Here is a 19626-nt window from a genome sequence, read left to right as displayed (position 1 = left end):
GGACCTGGTGCTCCCGTTGCTCCTGTTGGACCTGGTGAACCTGTAGGCCAATCGGACCTGTTATACCTGTTAATCCTGTTGGGAATGTTGGGAATGTTGGTTGCGTTGGTTGCGTTGGTGATGTCGGGAAAGTTGGCGATGTTGGGAACGTCGGAAATGTTGGGATCGTACCCCCACCAACAAATCCTGGTCCGTTGATTAAGTTGTTGTTAATTCGAATTCCACGAAAACCTCTATTATTAAATGGATTTCCAAAAGTCATGATTCCACCTCCATTGATTAAGTTGCGATCACAATTCATCCTATTCACATGGAGGCAAGCCGGTACCCTCATATACCTAATTATGTTCGACTTGGGTCATCCTTGTTCTTCTGATTGTTCTAGTTCTTTGAATATTTTACGGTTATACAGGACACTCTCGTGATCTGGCATCGTTTCTGCTGCTTTTTCGTTAGCAATTTTGGACTTTTCTAGATCTCCGAGCCGGAAATAACAAACGCATAATTGCAAATGCGGATACCATGTTGAATACGCATGGTTTACGAAATTTAACTGGTCACCTTCTCGTGATTGTACCGCGAGCTGATACCAGAATAGCGATGTTTCAAAGTCTTGTTTTTCTTGAAAGTAATTGCCAATCATGCAACAGCTTTCCGGCCTAGGCTCTTTATATTTCAACGTTCTAAGAGACTGTTCCAACGCCTTTTCTGATTCTCCTAACGCCAAATAAGAATGAGTCATCGCTTGGCAAGCACGAATCTCATCTTCTACCCAACCTTGTTTCGTTTGTAAAAACTGCTCATACCGTTCAATCGCATCTTCATGCCTTCCCTTTTCTCTAAGTTCATTGGCGTAATAAAATGTATCCCTTGGTGTAAACGGCTCTTCATTTGCCAACATTTGTTCATAGATCTCTAAATTACGATTCGAATTCGTCGGTTTCGTTTTAACTTCTTTACGATGAAACACCGCGACATCAGAGGTGAGTATGTTTCCACCCACTTGTAAAAACTCGTGGACAGCACCTTCCCATTTAAACCCACAAGCTTTTTTCACAATTCGATGGCGACGGTACGTAAACATCGGTTCGCCGTTTGAATCAAATGATAAATGGTATTTCATTGACACTGCATCAATCGACTCGTTAAGCTCACTTTTTAGTTTTTTTAGCTTTTTTTGATCGTCTTTACTGAGCATATCATCGGCATCTAACCACATAATAAATGGTTTTGTTGCTTGATCGAATGCGTAGTTCCTCGCTTTTGCAAAATGATTCACCCATTCGAAGTCATAAACCTTGTCTGTATACTTTTTTGCAATCTCTTTCGTTCGATCTGTTGATCCTGTGTCTACAATAATAATTTCATCCATGTAATCTTTCACGGACGATAAGCAGCCATCAAGAACCTCTTCTTCATCTTTTACGATTAAGCATAAACTAATCTCAACCATCTTCGTGCCACTCCTCCCAAAAAGAAAGGTATTTGTGGCATCCTATGTAAAAACAACAAACCTGTGCTTGTGCCTAATAACAAACTCCCCGCCAAAAAACATCCCAGGCATGATCAAACCGTTGCCTGAAATCTCTTTCCTCATAAATAAAACTCTCTGTAAACAAACCATCAAGAAGGCAAAAGTAACTTGCAATAAATTGCTCTTTTGATAAGTGATGAAACTGCTTCTCTTCAATACCACGGTTATGCAATGTCACTAATTGTGCATTCATACGCTCATCACCATCACGAACAATTGCCTTCACTTCTTTATGAATGGCGACCGGTGGGAAAATCATAAACCGTTTGTACATCATACCCTCATGTTTTTTAATAATAAACTGACAACTTTGCTCTAGTGATTTTCGGACATGCTGTTCTAGGTCTTGATGAGTAAATGTCTTAATGCTTTTTCGTAATTCTTCAATTAACTCATTCATCACTTTTTCAGCAACATCTAAATACAATTCGTCTTTATTCTTAAAATGATTATAAAGAGACGGTTTCTTAATTCCTACGTTTGTTGCAATTTCTGCAAGCGTCGTCCCTTCATAACCTTTAGAAGCAAACGCTCGCATCGCCTCATATACAATTCGTTCTTTCGTTGACATATGCCCCAGTCCCTTCCATTGAATTTCATTAATTGAGATGATAAACTAACTATCGTTAGTTAGTAAATGTATGGTAAGTTCTACACTTTGAGGTGAACACAATGAACAAATGGTGGCTCGTTATTATTGCTGCATTCTTTGAAGTTGGTTGGGCTACTGGCTTGAAATACGCAGATAGCTTCGGTACGTGGACATTAACCGTAATTGCAATTGTCATTAGTTTTTGGTTACTTGTACGCGCAGCAACGTCACTGCCGACAAGTACAGTATACGCAATCTTTGTTGCCTTAGGAACTGTTGGAACCGTTGCTGTTGATTTGCTGTTCTTTAGGGCTCCGTTTAATCTTTGGATGCTCGTCTTTATTGCTTTATTACTCGTTGGTGTTATTGGTTTAAAAGTTGTAACAGGAAGTCTTGACGAAGATGAGGAGGTAAAACGATGAGTTGGACCTTCTTAATTGTAGCTGGGTTGTTTGAAGTGGTTGGTGTTACCGGCATTCAAATGATTACAAAAGGCGAACGCAAAAAAGGATTCCTCGTTCTTATTCTCGGTTTTGCCATTAGCTTTTCGTTACTCGGAATAGCGATGGAAGAAATTCCTCTCGGTGTCGCTTATGCTGTTTGGACGGGGATTGGTACGGTTGGAAGTGCATTAGTTGGAATGATGTTCTACAATGAATCCAAAGATCGACTGCGGATCGTTTTCATCGGAATCGTTGTTGTTGCAGTTATTGGCCTTCGAATTGTGTCTTAAGTTCATGGTCATTTAATGAAAGAAGACGTTCATATACTTGAACGTCTTCTTTTTATTACGATTTCGTCTTACGCAAATTCTTCGCTTCTTTCGTCATGACCATAACCAGACCGATCATCATGAGTAGCATAATCACCGAGAACGGCAAGGCGGCGACAATTAATGTATTCTGCAAGGCTTGTAGCCCCCCTGAATACAAGAGTACGAGTGCGGTTGCTGATAGTAACACACCCCAAATAATTTTCAAGCGGTTTGGAGGGTTGTTAGAACCATTCGTTGTAAGCATACCAAGTACAAACGTAGCCGAGTCAGCTGATGTAACGAGGAAAACGAATAATGCAAAGATCGTGAGAATCGACATCAATGTACCAAAACCGTATTGATCAAAGGTTGCGAACAACATCTGTTCTGTAATGTAATCAGAAATCATCGCTGTTCCATTGTGCTCTAGGGCAATCGCAGCCCCACCAAAAACAGAAAACCAAATAAACACGATGACAGTAGGAACGAGCAGAACTGCAGTGACAAATTCACGGATCGTTCTTCCTCTTGATACACGAGCAATAAAGATTCCTACAAACGGAGCCCAAGCAATCCACCAAGCCCAATAGAACAACGTCCAATCATTAATCCATTGGCGGTCTTCTTCATTATGTGGTGCAATTCGAAAACTTAATTCTGGTAGGTTTTGAATATAGCTACCGATCGTATTTGTAAACAAATTAAGTACGTACATCGTAGGTCCAGTCGCTAGTAATAAGAGGAATATAACTGCGATTACAGACATGTTTAAATTACTTAATACTTTAATACCTTTGTCTAGCCCATTCCATGCGGACATTAAGAACAATACGGTCACGATTGCAACAATCCCAACTTGCAACCAGAAGCTCATGTCCCAATCAAATGCATAGGCTAAGCCCCCATTAACTTGCGTCGCTCCGAGCCCAATTGTCGTAGCGACACCGGTAACAGTCGCTAAAACAGCAATAATATCTGTCGCTTTCCCGATTGGTCCGTTAATCTTATCCCCAAAAATTGGGTGTAATGTAGAACTAATTAATCCAGGTCGATCGTGCCTAAAGTTAAAGTAAGCCAGAGACAATGCTAAGATACAATAGACTGCCCAACCGTGAAGTCCCCAGTGAAATACCGTAAACATGATGGCGTTATTTACAGCCTGATCTGTACCGGTACCCTCTGCACTAACTGGTGCTTGAATCGCATAGTGACTGAGTGGTTCAGCGGCTCCGAAGAATACGAGACCTACACCCATACCTGCACTAAATAACATCGAAAGCCAAGACAACCGGCTAAATTCTGGTTTCTCATCCGGTTTACCAAGTTTCATTTTTCCCATCGGACCAAACATTAAGTACAACGTAACTATTAGAAACATCGTTACGAGAATTAGATAATACCAACCAAATGTATTGCTAATGAAATCCTGCGCTGTAGCCGTCCATTCTTCTAACTGATCAGGAATTATTGAACCAATAAGTACGAGTACTAAGATAATAATTCCAGAAATAATAAATACGCTGTCGATTCGTTTCAATCGATTCATTTTTTTGCCTCTCTTCTAGTTGAATGCTCTTCTTATTCTTTCCACAACTCTTCTTTCCTATGAGCAAATAAAAGTCAAAGAGCATCTGTTCACTTACTTACATACGATACAAAAACGGTGTAGGGAGGAACAATGATGATTTCAATAAAAACTTCTGAAGAAATTGATAAAATGCTCATCCCTAGTCAACTCGTAGCGAAGATGCACCGCGAGCTTGGACAATTCTTAAAACCTGGGGTTACGACAATGGATGTCGAACATTTCGTAAAAACATTCGCAGAACGGACTGGTGCCCGGTGCGCCCAAATTGGTTATTTAGATTATCCGTATGCGACGTGTAGTTCTGTCAACGATTGTATTGCGCATGGATTTCCCGATCACACACCCTTAAAAGATGGTGATATCGTTACGATTGATACGGTTTTCGATGTCGCTGGCTGGAAAGGTGATTCTGCTTGGACGTACTGTATTGGTCGTACAACGCCACAAACGAATCACTTAGTGTATGTAGCAAAGCAATGCTTATTAAAAGGGTTAGAACAAGTGAAACCCGGTAATTATACCGGCGACATCGCATACGCCATTCAAACGTGTGCCGAATCATTTGGATACGGGGTCGTCGAAGACCTCCTTTCACATGGGATCGGTCGTGAGATTCATGAAGAGCCGTTCTATCCTCATGTCGGTCAACCAGGTACAGGAACGGAGCTTACACCTGGGATGGTGCTTACCGTTGAACCGATGATTAATGAGGGAACTCCCCTTTTCTTCATTGACGAAGACGGATGGTCCGCTCGCACGCTTGACGGTCTTAATTCCGCTCAATTCGAACACACTGTCGCCATTACGGATCAAGGTCTACGTATATTAACCGATCAAGAATCGTAACCGTTTTATACTAATGCTTCTTCTTACCCGAAAACGTATTATCACGAAACCAGTAAATGAATTCTCATCAAATTTTAATGAACAACTCAGGTCATCTTCATCTCCTTTGGGTACTGTATAATTACAACCTCAAAGGAGAGATGATCCATGAGAAAACAAACATTTGCTTTTAGCATCCTCGCTAGTTCATTGCTCATTGCGGCATGCTCAACAGGACAAGCATTAGAAAATAATCAATCATCCGTCGACCGCCAAACTGCTATTAACGTTGGAGATGACTCGAGTGACTCAAGTAAAGATGAAAGTCAATCATCGTCACCAAGTGCTGAAATCAGCACAGAACAAGCAAGTCAAATTGCCACTGATTTACTCGGCGGTACAATTGAAAAGGTTGATCGTGATGTTGAAGATGGCGTAACCGTCTATGAAGTTGAGCTTTATAGCGGTCAAGAAGATTTCGACGTAGATATTGACGTAGCGACTGGAGACATTCTGAACATTGACGGAAATTTATTAGAAGCTGAAAACACAATAGACGTTAGCATCTCACAAGAAGAAGCCGAAGACATTGCCCGTAACCAAACTGGTTTAGCCGACATCGCTCAAATTGAACTCGAAATGAAAAGCCAATCCTATGTATACGATATTGAAATGCTCTCAATTGATGATGATACGGACATCGTGATCGACGCGAATAGCGGAGACGTCTATTCTATGGACACTTCCATTGCAACAAAAGGAGCTGATGCGTTCAAAGATGCCAATCTTATGCCTCGTTCCGAATTAGAATCAATTCTCGTTGAACAATTCGGTGAAGATTTAACAATTAAAGATCTTGATCTCGACCGTGAAAATGGAAAATTTATGTACGAAGTAGAAATTATAGCAGATAACGTTCGTTATGAGCTAGTGGTCGATGCAGAAAACGGAACGTTACTTGAACAAGAAATCGATGATTAATTAACAAAAAAGCATTGCATGGGAATATTCCATGCAATGCTTTTTTAGAGATATGTTGATAAACCTCGGTTACTTTTAGTAACCTGCTTCTTCTTCAGTAATCGTTACTCCAGAAATATCAAATACGCCATTCGATAGTTGGAGGAAGCCTTCCACATTGTCAGCAATACCAATTCGGAAGTCATCATGAACGGTGAAGATTTTTGGAGCTTCATTAATTATGATTTGTTGTGCTTCTGCATACAACTCAACACGAGCGTCTTCGTCTACTTCAGAGCGAGCCGCTTCTAATAACTCGTCAACCTCTGAATTGCTATAGAACGTTCGGTTACCAGACGCCCCATGCTCTTCTGTATGATACAGAGAGTACATACCGTAATCTGCATCACCCGTTACTGTTGTCCATCCTAAAATTACCATGTCATGCTCACCATTTGCAGATGCGTCGAGCAAAGAACTCCACTCACGTTGGTCAATTGTCACATTAATATTGAACTCGCTCAATTGATCTTGAATGATCTCTGCAAGTTGAACACTTAATTCATTCTCTTCACGCACCATTACTGATACGTCAAATCCATCTTCATGTCCAGCTTCATCTAACAACTCTTGCGCTTCTTCTGGATTGTATTCTAGGGGCTCTAATCCATCGCTATAGCCAAATACGAGTGGGTTTAATGGTCCTATTGCCTCAGACCCGTACCCTTCATAAATTGCTTCTACGATTGAAGATTTATCAATGGCCTTTGCAACTGCCACACGTACATTCACGTCATCAAATGGTTCAGACTCATTGTTAAATCCAATATAGTCTAGGCGCAGACTTTCTACTGATGAAACATCTGCTCCTTCCATATTTTCAATTTGACTCATGTTAACTGGTTCAATATTTTCGGCTACGTGCACTTCACCTGTGTCGAGTTGACCGATTCGAGTGAGTTGCTCTGGAACAACAAGATACGAAGCCGTATCAATTGCAGGTAAGTCACCCCAATAATCTTCGTTTCTCGTTAATAGAATCTCCGTACCTTGATTCCAATCCTCTAATTGAAACGGACCTGTACCTACAGGCTCAAGATCAAGTTACGCTCACCATTTTCTTCTTCTTCGATTGCTTTTGGACTAATCATTCCACCACCATCATGCGCAAGGTTTGCAGCGAGTGGTGCAAACGGATACTCTGTCGTGATTTCAACGGTGTAATCATCAATCACTTCAATGTTTTCGATCATTTCATACATAAAAGCTTTTGGAGAAGCAACATCAGGATCAATGACTCGTTCAAGTGTCCGCTTAACTGCTTCACCATTAAATGGTTCACCGTCTGTAAACGTAACATCCTCCCTAAGAACAAATTCCCACGTTAATTCATCAACTTGCTCGAAGCTTTCTGCTAGCTCCGGTATTAAATCCATATTCTCATCATGATTCACTAATCTTTCGTAAATGTTCGTTCGCACGTGAGAAGAGCTCGTGTCGTTCGATCCGTGCGGATCAAGGTCTACTGCATCACTCATCATTGCAAGTCGAAGGTCCCCGCCTTCAGTCGCAGTACTAGTGTCACCTTCTACATCATCGTCTGTTTCTTCTCCACCAGCATCTGTATCCGGTTCTACCGCGTCTTCATCGACTGACTCATCGCTTGAACATGCTGCTAGTGCGCCAACAATCGTTAGTGCTACAACCCCGCTAGCAAAACGCTTTTTGAATTTTTTCACTTTTAACCCTCCTAGTAACTTTCCCACAAAGTGATCATGACTATTGTAGCTTTTTCTCTTTATTCAGACAAGCATGTATTTTAGCATATTTACTAACCCAAATAAAAATGCAGGAATAATCCTGCATTTCACCGTTCTGAGAATAAATCCCATTCGCCATCTTGAATGATCACATACACTTCACCTTGTTCAGCCGTTCCAAATAACTCGATCCCCAAATCTTCAAAGCGTTCTACAACTTCATCATGGGGGTGACCATATTCACTATCAACGTCCGCTGAGTAAATGGCTACTTCAGGATCAACTGCTCGCAAAAACTCTTCACCATTTGACGTACTAGAGCCGTGATGACCGACGTGGAAAACATCTGCATTTAACAACTCTGGTTGTTGCATCATGTTCTCTTCTGCTTCACGCTCAGCGTCTCCTGTGAAAAGAACAGATACCCCGTCATACGTTACACGCATTGCAAGTGATCCATCGTTAAGGTTACTCGTTAGCTCATAAGGTTTAAGACCTCAAATTCAAATCCACCGATCGTCGCCACATCACCAGGACTTGGTTCTTCGTACGCAGCTTCACTTTCCAGAACTGCATCAATCACACGTTCATACGTTGCGGATGTATGTTCTTGACCGTTCATCCACACTTCTTCGACTTGATAATTCTCTAAGATTACATCCGCTTGCCCAATGTGGTCGGCGTGAGGATGAGTTAAGATGAGCAGATCAATACTCTGCACCTCATCAGCCTCTAAATAATCTAAAACGGCCGGGTCGTCATGCCTGCCTGTATCAATTAAAATCGTTGTTTCTTCATCTCGAAGTAACGTACTGTCCCCTTGACCGACGTCATAAAAGACGACTTCTGCACCTGACATTGACTGTGCTTCTTCGGTAGTCGATTGATTAAACTCATTGTCACAAGCTGTCAACACGATGGTCAGTAAGAAGATAAATATAAATTGTAGTGCCCTCATTACACAAATCCTTCCCTTTTCACTCTTATATGAGCATAATCATACAGGCGAACGAACGTTTGAGTCAATCAGACATTTGCCCTTCGTTTCATCTGGTGGCAAAATAGAAGATAGGACTTATTTTCATAACGGAGGGCGATTATGACTACGATTGAACAAACATTAGCAGCAAAGCGCGAGCAACACTTAAAAGAGTTAAGTGACTGGTTATCCATTCCAAGTGTGAGTGCGTTATCTGAGCATAAAGAAGATATGGCAAAGACGGCACAATGGACGGCAGACCAACTAACAACAATTGGACTTGAGAACGTTGAAATTATGCCTACGAAAGGGCATCCTGTCGTTTACGGTGAGTACCTTCAACACGACGATAAGCCGACCGTGTTAATTTACGGTCACTATGACGTACAACCTGTTGACCCAATTGAACTGTGGGATACACCTCCTTTTGAGCCTGACATCCGTGACAATAAAATCTACGCTCGTGGTGCCACCGATGATAAAGGTCAAACGTTCATGCACATCAAGGCTCTTGAAACACTCAAAGCTGTGCACGGCGAGCTTCCGATCAATGTGAAAGTCATGATTGAAGGCGAAGAGGAAATTGGAAGTCCGAACCTGGATGCCTTTGTTGAGCAATATAAAGAAAAACTAAAAGCAGACGTACTTGTCATTTCCGATACGACAATGATTGAAAAAGGTAAGCCAACCGTTTGTTATGGATTACGAGGATTAGCTGGATTGCAAGTTGACCTTAAAGGCGCAAAGGGTGACCTTCACTCTGGTCTCTACGGTGGAGGAGTACAAAACCCTCTACATGCACTAGCCTCTTTGCTTTCTAGTATGCACGATGAAAAAGGTCGAGTGACTGTGGAAGGTTTTTACGATAACGTGATCCCACTAACGGATGAAGAAAAAGCTGCGTATGATGCGCTAAATTACGATGAATCTGCTCTTATCGATGAGTTAGAAGTACCAGAGTTATTCGGGGAAGAAGGCTATTCGTTCCTAGAACGCACATGGGTTCGACCTACTCTTGAAATCAATGGTATGTTCGGTGGATTCCAAGGCGAGGGAATTAAAACCGTTCTTCCAGCCGAAGCTTCCGCGAAAATTAGTTGCCGCCTCGTACCAGGACAAGATCCTGATGACATTGTTGAACGTTTGGACGCCCATATAGAGAAACATATGCCAAAAGGGATCACATTTACGACTACACCTTTTGATAAAGGCAAACCATTTGTAACGCCATACGACCATCCTGCTATTCAACGTGCAGGCGAAGCGCTAGAAGAAGTATATGGAGAGAAAACCGCATACACACGTATGGGTGGTTCCCTTCCAATTGCTGAGACATTTAGTGAAATCCTAGATTTACCGATCGTACTTATGGGCTTTGGTCTTCCGTCAGAGAACTTCCATGCTCCAAATGAGCATTTTCATTTAGAAAACTTCGATCAAGGATTGCGTGCGATTTGCAATTATTATGAGAAACTGAGCAAAACTGGATTATCTTAATTAAATTGAAAATCTAAGAAGAAACGCACACTCTTTTTTTAAAAGAGTGTGCGTTTCTAATTTGCCTGAATCATTCGTTGAACATAATGAGTGATCATCTTTTTACTTTGATCTCGATTGATTTTGCTTGGTTCGAGATACAAGTTTAATGCCATTCCGTTAATAAAGGCATATAAACTTTCTTCTTCAAGTGTTGGATCGTGATTCATTACGTAACCTTCTTTTCGAAGAAAGACAATCACATCTTTTACACCTTTTTCAAGTCCGACATGATCTAGGTCAAAGTCTTCTTGCGTCTTTCCATAAGCTACAAATGCGAACCACACTTCCATTTCAAGTCGAGTTTCTTCATTCGTCGGTACAAACTCTAGTAAATAAGCAACCGCTTTTTCAACCGGTGCTAATCCCTTTTCATTCACCCTCTCTAATCGTGAGATAAATCGTTCTTTCACGAGGTTTAATGCGAACACGTACAGACCTTCTTGTTTCGAAAAATAGTGCCGCAAAGCGCCCTGTGATAACCCCGCTTCTTTTGCAATATTCCTCGATGTTGCATGCTGAATCCCGTACTTACTAATCAACTTCCAAGTCGTTTCTGCAATAATTTGTTTTCGTTTTTCGTGGTCTACAATTTTTGGCATGTACTTAGTATATCATTTTTTAATTCAACCGAATTAAAATGCTTTATGCACGCACGACATGTTATCTTTTATTTAACTCAACTGAACTAAAAAGGGGCGTTGTTATGAATGACATCATGGTTCATTACCAGTGGGAAATCTTTATCGCGATCGAAATCATCAGTTTTTTATGCTTATTGTTATTTGGATATAGTCGATACAAACTAAAAAAACCACAATTATCAATAGGGTTTATTATCGCTTTTATTGCATTAACCGGATTTGAGGCTGTACTTGCATGGTATGTATTTGCACGTACAGGTGAAATTGCTGCTTTTCAAATCATCGTTTCCTTGTTCGTACTCTATGCACTAACATTTGGATTTCACGATTTTAAACGGTTAGACCGTTGGATGCGAAAGAAGATTGATGCTGATCGTCTCTTAACAACAAAAGACTACGAAGTAATGGCAAGGCAAAAAGACCCGACTGTACAAGCAAAGCATTACCTTGTGACATGGATAACACATGTGGCTGTCTTTCTAAGTGTACAAGTTCTGTTCTTCGGATTAAGTGGGTTAGACATTCACGACTCTGCAAATTATTTAACTGATTTGGATTGGTTAGGTAGCGAGAGCTACGAAGCAACACCGTACGATAATCAAACCTTCCATTCCGTTTCAATGATTTGGGGCATTATACTCGTCGTCGATGCGATTGTCTCTGCTACGTACGTTTTCCAAAAAAAAGATAAGAAAAAGCGAGGCGCATAATCATGTATAAGTTCTTTAACGTTCTATTAAGCATCGGCGTTATTCTTACCGTATTTCGCCTAGTCTCCCAGCTCGATGCCTTTCCATCATATCCTGGAGATGATCTTTTTGATCAATTCTCTGTCCCGTCAATCATCATTTTAATCGCAGGAATTATCGGCACAACTGTGTTAAAACCAAAGAAGAGCGATTGAGTTACACGGTCATTAGACCGAATTCCTGCATAAAGAAATGGCCCAGTCGTTCATTTACAAGTTGAACAACTGGGCCATTTTCTGTTTTGTCCACAAGATCGCCTTCTCTATACAGCCTCAACGTGTGCTTTTCGTTTGTGTACGACCTTTGCTAAGACAATTCCGAGTTCATATAGTAAAATGAATGGAATCACAACAAGAATATCTGTTAAAAAGTCAGGTGGCGTAATGAGTACAGAAATACATAGCAAAGCAAAGTAAGCATACTTTCGGACTTTTCCTAGTGAGTATGGGTTGAGCAAGCCAAAAGATGTGAGTGCCATAATAATTAAAGGAAGCTCAAACAAAAAGCCCGCTGGAAGTGTAGCCATTAATACAAAGGAGAAATATTCCGAAGCCGTAATCATCATGTCGAAATGGAGTTCTCCAAGTTCAGTTAAGAACGCAAATGCTAACGGATGGATAACAAAAAAACCAAAGCAAAGCCCAATGATAAAACAAACAAAAATAGCCGGTATGTATTGGAACAAGATACTTGCTTCTTTTGTGCTAAGGGCAGGCTTTACAAAACGCCAAGCTTCAAAAGCCAAATAAGGTGCAGAAAAGCCTAACCCTAGTACGCCAGCAAGTGTAAAGTACAATTTAATTGCATCTAATGGACCAAGCATCACAAGCTCTCGATCTCCAATCAAGAGATCCATATAAAACCTCAACGCGAAAAACAACACAATAAAGATAAATGCATACACGAGTAATGAGCGAAGTACTGCTCCTCTTAACACCGTGATGTGTTCTAACGTTGGTTGTTTTTCTAGTGATTCAGTTTGAGACATTGTACAATTCCTCCAAACGTTCAATCAGTCTCCTCATAACTTACCCATCTCTCTTTATTGACATACGAAATGAGGAATAGTTATCCTCATTTACGTAAAAACTGGAATTGAACTCAACTATTGGAAGGATGTTACAACTTATGACCGCAACAAAAATGGAGCATCAACAACTGCTCAACCTCGTCAGTGAATTAATGACTCTTGAACATAGTGCCTCTTTATTAAAATGGGATCATTATACTCACGGTTCCAAAAAAGGGCTACATACACGTGCAAATGTGATGAGCCAACTTGCAGAGCGTACGCATACGCTAATGACTGATAAGAGCAACGCAGCAATGCTTCAGGAAGTCGCCATTGAAGAAATTCCAGAAGCAATGCGTCCAACTGTTCGCTATTTGCAAAAAGAAAGTACAAGACTTAACAAAATCCCTAGAAAACTCTACACTTCTTATGAAAAAATGGCGGCCAAAGCGCCTGCACTTTGGCAAGAAGCAAGACAAAAAAATGATTTCTCCCACTTTCGACCGCTCTTTGATCGCTTTGTCATTTGGCAAATGGATCTTGCTGATGAACTTGGATATACATCGAACCGCTATGACGCTATTCTAGGACTTCGTCAAGAAGGATTAACGACGGCAAAACTCGATCAACGGTTCGGACGAATAAAAAAAGAATTAACGCCGATCGTGCAATACGCCAAAAGTTCTGATAAGAAAATCAAAACTGGTTTTCTTTATGAAGATGTTGATGCGTCAACACATCAGTCGATTCTTCATAATGGACTAGAGCGATTAGGGTTTGATTTTGAAGCGGGTCGAATGGATACTGGTCATACTTCAATGACCATCGCCATCCAACCAGATGATGTTCGAGTTGCTTTTCCTTTTGCTGCTTCAGAACTAAGAAATGTATTCCCGAAAATGTTTAGTGAAGCAGGAGAAGCAAGCTTTTCACAAAACTACGAAACGCTTCTTCAAGGAGAAACGGATCCATCAACAAAACTTGCTCATCGCTTGTTATTCGAAAAATTCCTCGGAAAGAGCAAAGGTTTCTGGCAGGTGAATTATGCTGACATCCAGAAACAGCTCTCACCGATGTTAGATCACGTATCCTGTGAACAGTTTTATGAAGCGATTAATGCGGTTGATTTTACAATTGTTAAATCTGAAGCAAGTGAAGTTATGCAACCACTTCACCTGCTCATGCGCTATGAAATTGAAAAAGCCGTCATTAACGGTGAAGTAGCGACCAAGGAATTGCAGAACATTTGGGCTGAAAAGTCTGGGGAACATTTAAGCTTGTTGACCCCTCATGACTTAGGCGGCATCTTACAAGAAGACAACTTTGCTACTGGCAGCTTCGGGGCACCAGGTTTTGAGCTACTTAGCTATATGAATGCAGCAAGCATGTACCAAAAACTAAGCCAAGAGACGAAGAGCTGGCAGAATGAAGATGTGCAGTCTTGGCTACAAAACAACGCCTACAGCATAGATGGACCGTTCTCTCCACAAGCATTATGTAAACAAGACGATCTCTCCGCTTACTTGAAAGTAATGGAAGAACGATTTGTTCCGTTGTACCAAAACTAATAAAAAACCCGAACCGCCAACGTTGCGGTTCGGGTTTTTTATCCTTTTGATAGAATGGGCTGCTTTGATTCTCTGTAAAACCATCCCTTTGAAAATGCCATAAACATAAGCACCGAACTAAAGCTAAAGCGCCAATAATGTACACCCAGCCATATCCCATGACGATAAACACTGGAGCAATGGCAATCGTTAGAATCTCAAACGGAATGATTCCAAGATAAGCAATCCCGTAATCTTGTAATGTTGTCGTCTTCACTTCAGGGTCAACAATTCGTAGCAACGTAATGCCAAGACCTGTCGTTCCCGTCGTCCAACCCCAATTGAACACCGCATTCTCAAACCAATGATCCTCAAAGGCACGAGGTGCTAACAACCGGTAACAAAAGTACATAAATGCAATGCCGAATATCAATAAAATTGCGAGCGGAATTGCATAAGCACCTACGACAGCTAAGTTAATGGAAGCAATACCGAAGATGACAATTAAATCTGCACACGTTCCACTAATTCGATCAACGGTTCGTTTATCGACATACTGGTCTGCGTTCGATTTACGTAGAAATACTTGGACGAGCAAACCGACGAGTAGTGTGAAAATAAACAGTTGAATCGAAACCGTCGGGAATATAACCGTGACGAACTGTTGAAGAACATAAGAAATGAGTAAAATGCCACCTAAAAAAGCAATGTGAACGAGCAATGGATCAACCGAATTCGGGGAAAATGTAATTTCTCCTAGTGATTTACGGTTGTCCCGTTCAATCAGTCCCGTTCGCAATTCATTTGGCAAGCTTTTATAATCTGTCACAAACGTACCGTGACGCTGCTCTGTCCCTCGCTTAATAATCATCATGCCACCTATAATCGCAACTAACATGCCGACAGTTGCTGATGCATAACCTAATGACGTCGCATCTGCCCAACCAAGTTCTTGGAAGGAGTGTCCTAGCGCAGCTGCACCTCCATGACCACCAATAAACCCGACACCGAGCATAAATCCAAATCCTTCAGGTGTTGAGAACAGCGGTCGCAATAGAACGTCAGCAAACAATAGACCCACTCCATATACCGCTAAGAACGTAAAAGCACAGTAGATCCACATGTTGCGAATACGCTTGGAAGCTTTTTTGAATGATACTTTGGCTGCTCCAAGTGGAATCGCTGCAAACACGAGTGCTAAGAAAATCGCAGGATAGCTTGCAATCGCATCAGAAAACGGCAAAATCCCAAATCCGTTTGGTCCGAATGCAAGTGCAAGCGCCCCCGCAATGAGTCCAGCTGGTAAAAACATCTTTTGCAAAATTTCCACTTTCGATCTTAGCCATACACCGATTAGTAGTAACAACGATAGCAAACCAAAATCAAAGACGAGGTCGATTAACGTCACTTGCTCCATCATTGTTTAATCTCTACACCTAACTGCCGGTACGTACGCCCAACGTGGTGCTCAGGAAGTTGATCATAACCGAAGAGGTTGTTTCGATACGTTCCTTCTTCGTAAGACGTTCTCACAAGCCCACGCTCTTGCAATATCGGAACAACATCCTCAACGAATTCTTCAAATGTGCCAGGTGAAACACTATAGGTGATGTTGAACCGTCCACACCCGTCGTCTCCATCCATTCTTGCATTTGATCTGCCACTTCTTCTGCTGTACCTACGATCACTTTCCCACGACCACCAATACTGACAAACTCCGAAAATTCCCCTACTGTCCACTCGGAGGCATTTTGATTCGTAAAGCTTGCAATGGAAGAGCGCATCGCTTCATTTTCAATGTATTCCACTTTATCTTCTTTCTCATATCCACTAAAATCAATACCGGTCCAGCCACCAATAAGTGCAAGACTTCCTTCATGACTGACAAAGTGTCTATATGCCTCACGTTTTGCTTCGGCTTCTTCTTTCGTTTTGCCGATGATTGGCGTCAATAAGGAAAGGACTTTTACTTCACTACGATCTCTTCCTGCAAGGTTTAGTTCCTCATTCAGCTCATCAACATAACGCTTCGCTAGATAATTTTCCGGTACACTAATAAATACTAACTCGGCGTGTTTTGATGCAAATTGCTTCCCTCGTTTTGATGCGCCAGCTTGAAACAGTACTGGGGTGCGTTGTGGTGATGGCTCACATAAGTGGGCTCCCGGTACTTCATAATGTTTCCCGTAATGATTAATGTCATGAACTTTGCTAGGATCTGCAAATCTTTGATTTTCTTTATCGTTCTTCACAGCATCGTCTTCCCAACTACCTTCCCATAGCTTGTATACAACCTCTAAATATTCTTCAGCAATTTCATAACGTTCGTCATGCTTCACTTGCTTTAATCCAATGTTTCTTGATGCACTTTCTAAGTAACTTGTCACGATATTCCAACCAATTCTCCCGTTTGTTAAATGATCAAGCGTAGACATGCGCCTCGCAAAGATATACGGATTCTCGTGAGTTGTTGAAACAGTCAACCCAAACCCTAAGTGCTTCGTGGCTGAAGCCATAAGAGGTACAAGATAACTCGGATCGTTAACAGGTGCTTGTACCCCATGAGCAATCGCTGTATCCCTAGATCCTTTATACACATCGTACGTGCCCAAGACGTCAGCTAAGAAAATCCCATCAAAGAATCCACGCTCTAACGTTTTCGCTAGCTCAATCCAATAGTCAGCCGTCTTATAAGATTCTGCTTTTTGATCATCTGGGTGAGCCCATAATCCAGGGGATTGATGGCTTGCACAGTTCATATCAAACGCATTCAGGTACATTCTTTTTCTTTGTATGGTCATGTCAGGCACCCCTATCCATATAATACTCACTTGAATAGTCGGTTTAATGGATAAAAAGAATACTGTTTCGATACGAAACAGTAAAAACGACTAAATGTGAGGTGGTGATTATTCATTAGGTTACGACTTCTCATTTTAATTGTCAATATATATAGAAAATTTGAATACAAGATTTTTTAGACCGTGACAGAAGTACCCCTACCAATGTGTAGAAGATAAGAAGAAAGCTTCACCTTGACGCAAAAAGGCGAGCACAGGCTTGTTGCCTACTCACCTTTTTGTCCACATTATGATCGTAGCCACCGATTAAGCTTTAGAATCATCTGTAGGGTTCGATTCAATTTTAGTCGGTTGTGCCGGTGTAGAAGATGGTTCATCATCCATGAGTTGACTCGTTGACCGTTTAAACTCGGTAATCGTCTTCCCAAATGCGCCACCAATCTCCGGCAGTTTCTTGGGTCCAAAAATCAAGATGGCAAGCAACAAAATTAAAATCAAACTAGGAATCCCAACATTAAATGGACTCATGTCCATCACCTCCTTCTCCCTAGCGTACCCATTTTCTGTCAGAATACTATTTCTGTACATCATTTTTTCCAAATAAAAAACCTTCTATCTTAAATAGAAGGTTACGTGCATTATTGTTCTGAAACGTATTGAGCTACGTTCTCTGCTTCTTCACCAGTCACGATATCAGCTGGCATTCCTCCAGGACCTTCTTCGATCGCTGCAAGTACAGACTCAACATCCATACCAGCGATTTCAGGACCTGATGCACCTGAACCATTGTCTCCATGGCAAGATAAGCAGTTTGATTCATATAGGCTCGCAGCTGCTTCTGCATCGTATGTACCGCCAGCTGTTTCTTCGCCTTCTTCACCAGCGTCGTCCCCGCCACCACATGCAGCAAGTAGCATAGCAGAACCAGCCATCATAATTAAGAATTTCTTCATAACCTTGTTTCCTCCTCGAAAATCGCATAGATTGCTTACATATCTTAGCATAAATTTGTCAGATCAAACAATACTTTGCTCACGTCGTTACTCAATCTTTACAATGCAACCCTTCAAGTAATCCGGTTACAGCCAAAACCCCTACTCGTAATACGTTTTCATCATAATCAAACTGGGGATGATGATGTCCTTCTTTAAGTGGTGTGCCGAAAATCATATACGTCACTTCACCACCGTCTTCTTTCACTGCTCGCATCATATGAGTCACATCTTCAGAAGCACCTATCGAAAGTTTAGGAAGTACTTTATTGATTGTATTGTACTTTTTTGCAACATCTTCTAAGCGGTCAATCCATACGTAATCGCACTCGGCAGTTGTGCCTTGTCCAACTTCTTCAATCTCAACAGTCGTTCCATAAAGATCTGCTGAAGCTTGTGCGATTTGCTTAATTTGTTCATACATATAGCGATCTAACTCTTCTGTTTCCCCACGAGATTCACCACGTAAAAACGCATAGTCTGCCGTCACGTTACGACCTGACCCCGCTTCCAATGTGCCAATATTGACCCGAGTATCTCCAGCACTATGCCTTGGAATTGCATAGGCATGTTGTGAGAAATTAGCGGCAGAAAGTAATGCATTCTTTCCCTCTTCAGGTTTTGCGCCTGCATGAGACGCTTTGCCTTTAAAGGTAATATCGAATTTCGTCGTCGCTAAAAATCCTTCAGAAGTGGCAGCAACTAATCCGACTTCCTCATCTGAGATCCCGATATGTCCTGAAAGGAAGTGATCCACATTCGATAACCAGCCTTTCTCAACCATCGCCTTCGCACCTCGGCTGCCTTCTTCAGCAGGTTGGAATAATAGCGTAAACTCTCCAGATAACTCATCTTGATGACGATACAAATAATGCGCAACACCTAAGCCAATACTCGTATGTCCATCGTGTCCACATGCATGCATAAGGCCATCATGAAGCGACTGGAAACCTTCTGCGTTTGGTAAATGGTCTTCTGCGGCTTCAAAAATTGGCAAAGCGTCAATATCAAATCGTAAAGCAGTATGTGGTCCTTTTCTTCCGGTATCCAAGCGTGCAACGACACCCGTATGCCCCCCGCTCATTTTCTCAATGAGTGCTTTAGGAACGTTATGTTCTTTTGCACGCAACTCAGCTTCTTCTAATTGTTCAACATTTGGAACGCCACTTCTAGAAGAAGAATCTACGGCATCTTTTCCTATATATAACGTAAATCCTAGACGTTCAAGCTCTTCTACAATCTTTGCTGTCGTAACATATTCAGTCCAACCGACTTCAGGATATTTATGAAAATGTCGCCTCCACGTAATCAGTTTCGGTTCTAGTTCATTTAACCATCGTTCCATTGTTTCAC

General features: G+C 41.5%; 20 protein-coding genes and 3 pseudogenes. 8 read left to right on the top strand and 15 right to left on the bottom strand.

Annotated features, from left to right (window positions below):
* The 3 genes and pseudogenes from JCM19038_RS22865 to JCM19038_RS12020 form a co-directional block, all read right to left on the bottom strand.
* Positions 1 to 262 (bottom strand): annotated as a pseudogene (locus tag JCM19038_RS22865) (hypothetical protein); the annotation flags it as partial.
* 96 nt (positions 263 to 358) lie between these two features.
* On the bottom strand, positions 359 to 1453 hold the full coding sequence (locus JCM19038_RS12025) for a glycosyltransferase family 2 protein (protein ID WP_042418247.1): 1095 nt from the start codon (positions 1451 to 1453) through the stop codon (positions 359 to 361).
* A gap of 73 nt (positions 1454 to 1526) precedes the next feature.
* The gene (locus JCM19038_RS12020; protein WP_042418245.1) at positions 1527 to 2105 is read right to left on the bottom strand and encodes a TetR/AcrR family transcriptional regulator; all 579 of its coding nucleotides are present in this window, start codon (positions 2103 to 2105) and stop codon (positions 1527 to 1529) included.
* A 101-nt stretch (positions 2106 to 2206) separates the two neighbouring features.
* Here JCM19038_RS12020 and JCM19038_RS12015 point away from each other — a divergent pair, with 101 nt between their 5' ends.
* The gene (locus tag JCM19038_RS12015; RefSeq protein WP_042418241.1) at positions 2207 to 2548 is read left to right on the top strand and encodes a multidrug efflux SMR transporter; all 342 of its coding nucleotides are present in this window, start codon (positions 2207 to 2209) and stop codon (positions 2546 to 2548) included.
* Positions 2545 to 2859 (top strand): multidrug efflux SMR transporter, encoded by a 315-nt coding sequence (locus JCM19038_RS12010; protein ID WP_042418238.1) that lies wholly within the window; start codon positions 2545 to 2547, stop codon positions 2857 to 2859. Before JCM19038_RS12015 ends, JCM19038_RS12010 begins: the two co-directional genes overlap by 4 nt.
* Before the next feature lie 55 nt (positions 2860 to 2914).
* On the opposite strand, the gene JCM19038_RS12005 is transcribed toward JCM19038_RS12010, so the two are convergent.
* On the bottom strand, positions 2915 to 4417 hold the full coding sequence (locus JCM19038_RS12005; RefSeq protein ID WP_042418277.1) for a BCCT family transporter: 1503 nt from the start codon (positions 4415 to 4417) through the stop codon (positions 2915 to 2917).
* 144 nt (positions 4418 to 4561) lie between these two features.
* On the opposite strand from JCM19038_RS12005, the gene map reads away from it, so the two are divergent.
* Together map and JCM19038_RS11995 are read left to right on the top strand one after the other, a co-directional pair.
* Positions 4562 to 5314, top strand: coding sequence for a type I methionyl aminopeptidase (gene map, locus JCM19038_RS12000; RefSeq protein ID WP_042418235.1), 753 nt, complete (start codon positions 4562 to 4564; stop codon positions 5312 to 5314).
* A 147-nt stretch (positions 5315 to 5461) separates the two neighbouring features.
* A complete protein-coding gene (locus JCM19038_RS11995; protein WP_042418232.1) occupies positions 5462 to 6274 on the top strand; it encodes a PepSY domain-containing protein in 813 nt (270 codons plus the stop codon).
* Positions 6275 to 6349: 75 nt separating this feature from the next.
* Here the strand turns inward: JCM19038_RS11995 and JCM19038_RS21855 are convergent, their stop codons facing one another.
* From JCM19038_RS21855 to JCM19038_RS24475, 4 genes are all read right to left on the bottom strand, one after another.
* Positions 6350 to 7294 carry an ABC transporter substrate-binding protein gene (locus tag JCM19038_RS21855; protein WP_255343376.1) on the bottom strand — a complete coding sequence of 315 codons (945 nt, stop codon included), beginning with the start codon at positions 7292 to 7294 and terminating at the stop codon, positions 6350 to 6352.
* Between the two features lie 44 nt (positions 7295 to 7338).
* The gene (locus JCM19038_RS24485) at positions 7339 to 7992 is read right to left on the bottom strand and encodes an ABC transporter substrate-binding protein (protein ID WP_052361559.1); all 654 of its coding nucleotides are present in this window, start codon (positions 7990 to 7992) and stop codon (positions 7339 to 7341) included.
* A 128-nt stretch (positions 7993 to 8120) separates the two neighbouring features.
* The gene (locus tag JCM19038_RS24480; protein ID WP_052361558.1) at positions 8121 to 8459 is read right to left on the bottom strand and encodes a ComEC/Rec2 family competence protein; all 339 of its coding nucleotides are present in this window, start codon (positions 8457 to 8459) and stop codon (positions 8121 to 8123) included.
* A gap of 29 nt (positions 8460 to 8488) precedes the next feature.
* Positions 8489 to 8971 carry an MBL fold metallo-hydrolase gene (locus JCM19038_RS24475; RefSeq protein WP_052361557.1) on the bottom strand — a complete coding sequence of 161 codons (483 nt, stop codon included), beginning with the start codon at positions 8969 to 8971 and terminating at the stop codon, positions 8489 to 8491.
* A 141-nt stretch (positions 8972 to 9112) separates the two neighbouring features.
* On the opposite strand from JCM19038_RS24475, the gene JCM19038_RS11980 reads away from it, so the two are divergent.
* On the top strand, positions 9113 to 10489 hold the full coding sequence (locus JCM19038_RS11980; RefSeq protein WP_042418228.1) for a dipeptidase: 1377 nt from the start codon (positions 9113 to 9115) through the stop codon (positions 10487 to 10489).
* Between the two features lie 56 nt (positions 10490 to 10545).
* Here the strand turns inward: JCM19038_RS11980 and JCM19038_RS11975 are convergent, their stop codons facing one another.
* Positions 10546 to 11130 carry a TetR/AcrR family transcriptional regulator gene (locus JCM19038_RS11975; protein ID WP_042418224.1) on the bottom strand — a complete coding sequence of 195 codons (585 nt, stop codon included), beginning with the start codon at positions 11128 to 11130 and terminating at the stop codon, positions 10546 to 10548.
* Between the two features lie 104 nt (positions 11131 to 11234).
* On the opposite strand from JCM19038_RS11975, the gene JCM19038_RS11970 reads away from it, so the two are divergent.
* Entirely contained in the window at positions 11235 to 11882 is a 648-nt protein-coding gene (locus tag JCM19038_RS11970) for a hypothetical protein (protein WP_042418221.1), read from the top strand.
* 2 nt (positions 11883 to 11884) lie between these two features.
* Positions 11885 to 12076: a hypothetical protein gene (locus tag JCM19038_RS11965; RefSeq protein WP_042418218.1), complete on the top strand. Its 192-nt coding sequence runs from the start codon at positions 11885 to 11887 to the stop codon at positions 12074 to 12076.
* Between the two features lie 107 nt (positions 12077 to 12183).
* Here JCM19038_RS11965 and JCM19038_RS11960 read toward each other — a convergent pair whose 3' ends face one another.
* On the bottom strand, positions 12184 to 12909 hold the full coding sequence (locus tag JCM19038_RS11960) for a twin-arginine translocase subunit TatC (protein ID WP_042418215.1): 726 nt from the start codon (positions 12907 to 12909) through the stop codon (positions 12184 to 12186).
* A gap of 140 nt (positions 12910 to 13049) precedes the next feature.
* On the opposite strand from JCM19038_RS11960, the gene JCM19038_RS23685 reads away from it, so the two are divergent.
* Positions 13050 to 14501 (top strand): hypothetical protein, encoded by a 1452-nt coding sequence (locus tag JCM19038_RS23685; protein WP_042418212.1) that lies wholly within the window; start codon positions 13050 to 13052, stop codon positions 14499 to 14501.
* Between the two features lie 322 nt (positions 14502 to 14823).
* Here the strand turns inward: JCM19038_RS23685 and JCM19038_RS23680 are convergent.
* The 5 genes and pseudogenes from JCM19038_RS23680 to JCM19038_RS11935 form a co-directional block, all read right to left on the bottom strand.
* Positions 14824 to 15897 (bottom strand): annotated as a pseudogene (locus JCM19038_RS23680) (sodium/glutamate symporter); the annotation flags it as partial.
* Positions 15897 to 17281 (bottom strand): annotated as a pseudogene (locus tag JCM19038_RS11950) (LLM class flavin-dependent oxidoreductase). The pseudogenes JCM19038_RS23680 and JCM19038_RS11950, both read right to left, overlap by 1 nt.
* A gap of 306 nt (positions 17282 to 17587) precedes the next feature.
* Positions 17588 to 17809, bottom strand: coding sequence for a twin-arginine translocase TatA/TatE family subunit (gene tatA / locus JCM19038_RS11945; protein ID WP_042359730.1), 222 nt, complete (start codon positions 17807 to 17809; stop codon positions 17588 to 17590).
* Positions 17810 to 17919: 110 nt separating this feature from the next.
* Positions 17920 to 18234 (bottom strand): cytochrome c, encoded by a 315-nt coding sequence (locus JCM19038_RS11940; RefSeq protein WP_042418209.1) that lies wholly within the window; start codon positions 18232 to 18234, stop codon positions 17920 to 17922.
* Positions 18235 to 18325: 91 nt separating this feature from the next.
* Positions 18326 to 19618 (bottom strand): amidohydrolase, encoded by a 1293-nt coding sequence (locus JCM19038_RS11935; RefSeq protein ID WP_042418207.1) that lies wholly within the window; start codon positions 19616 to 19618, stop codon positions 18326 to 18328.
* Positions 19619 to 19626: the final 8 nt, after the last annotated feature.

It is taken from the genome of Geomicrobium sp. JCM 19038, assembly GCF_000698125.1.
Classification (GTDB): domain Bacteria; phylum Bacillota; class Bacilli; order Bacillales; family Marinococcaceae; genus Geomicrobium_A.
The sequence above is the reverse complement of the archived record's forward strand: the minus strand, read 5'-3'. Positions and strand labels throughout refer to the sequence as shown.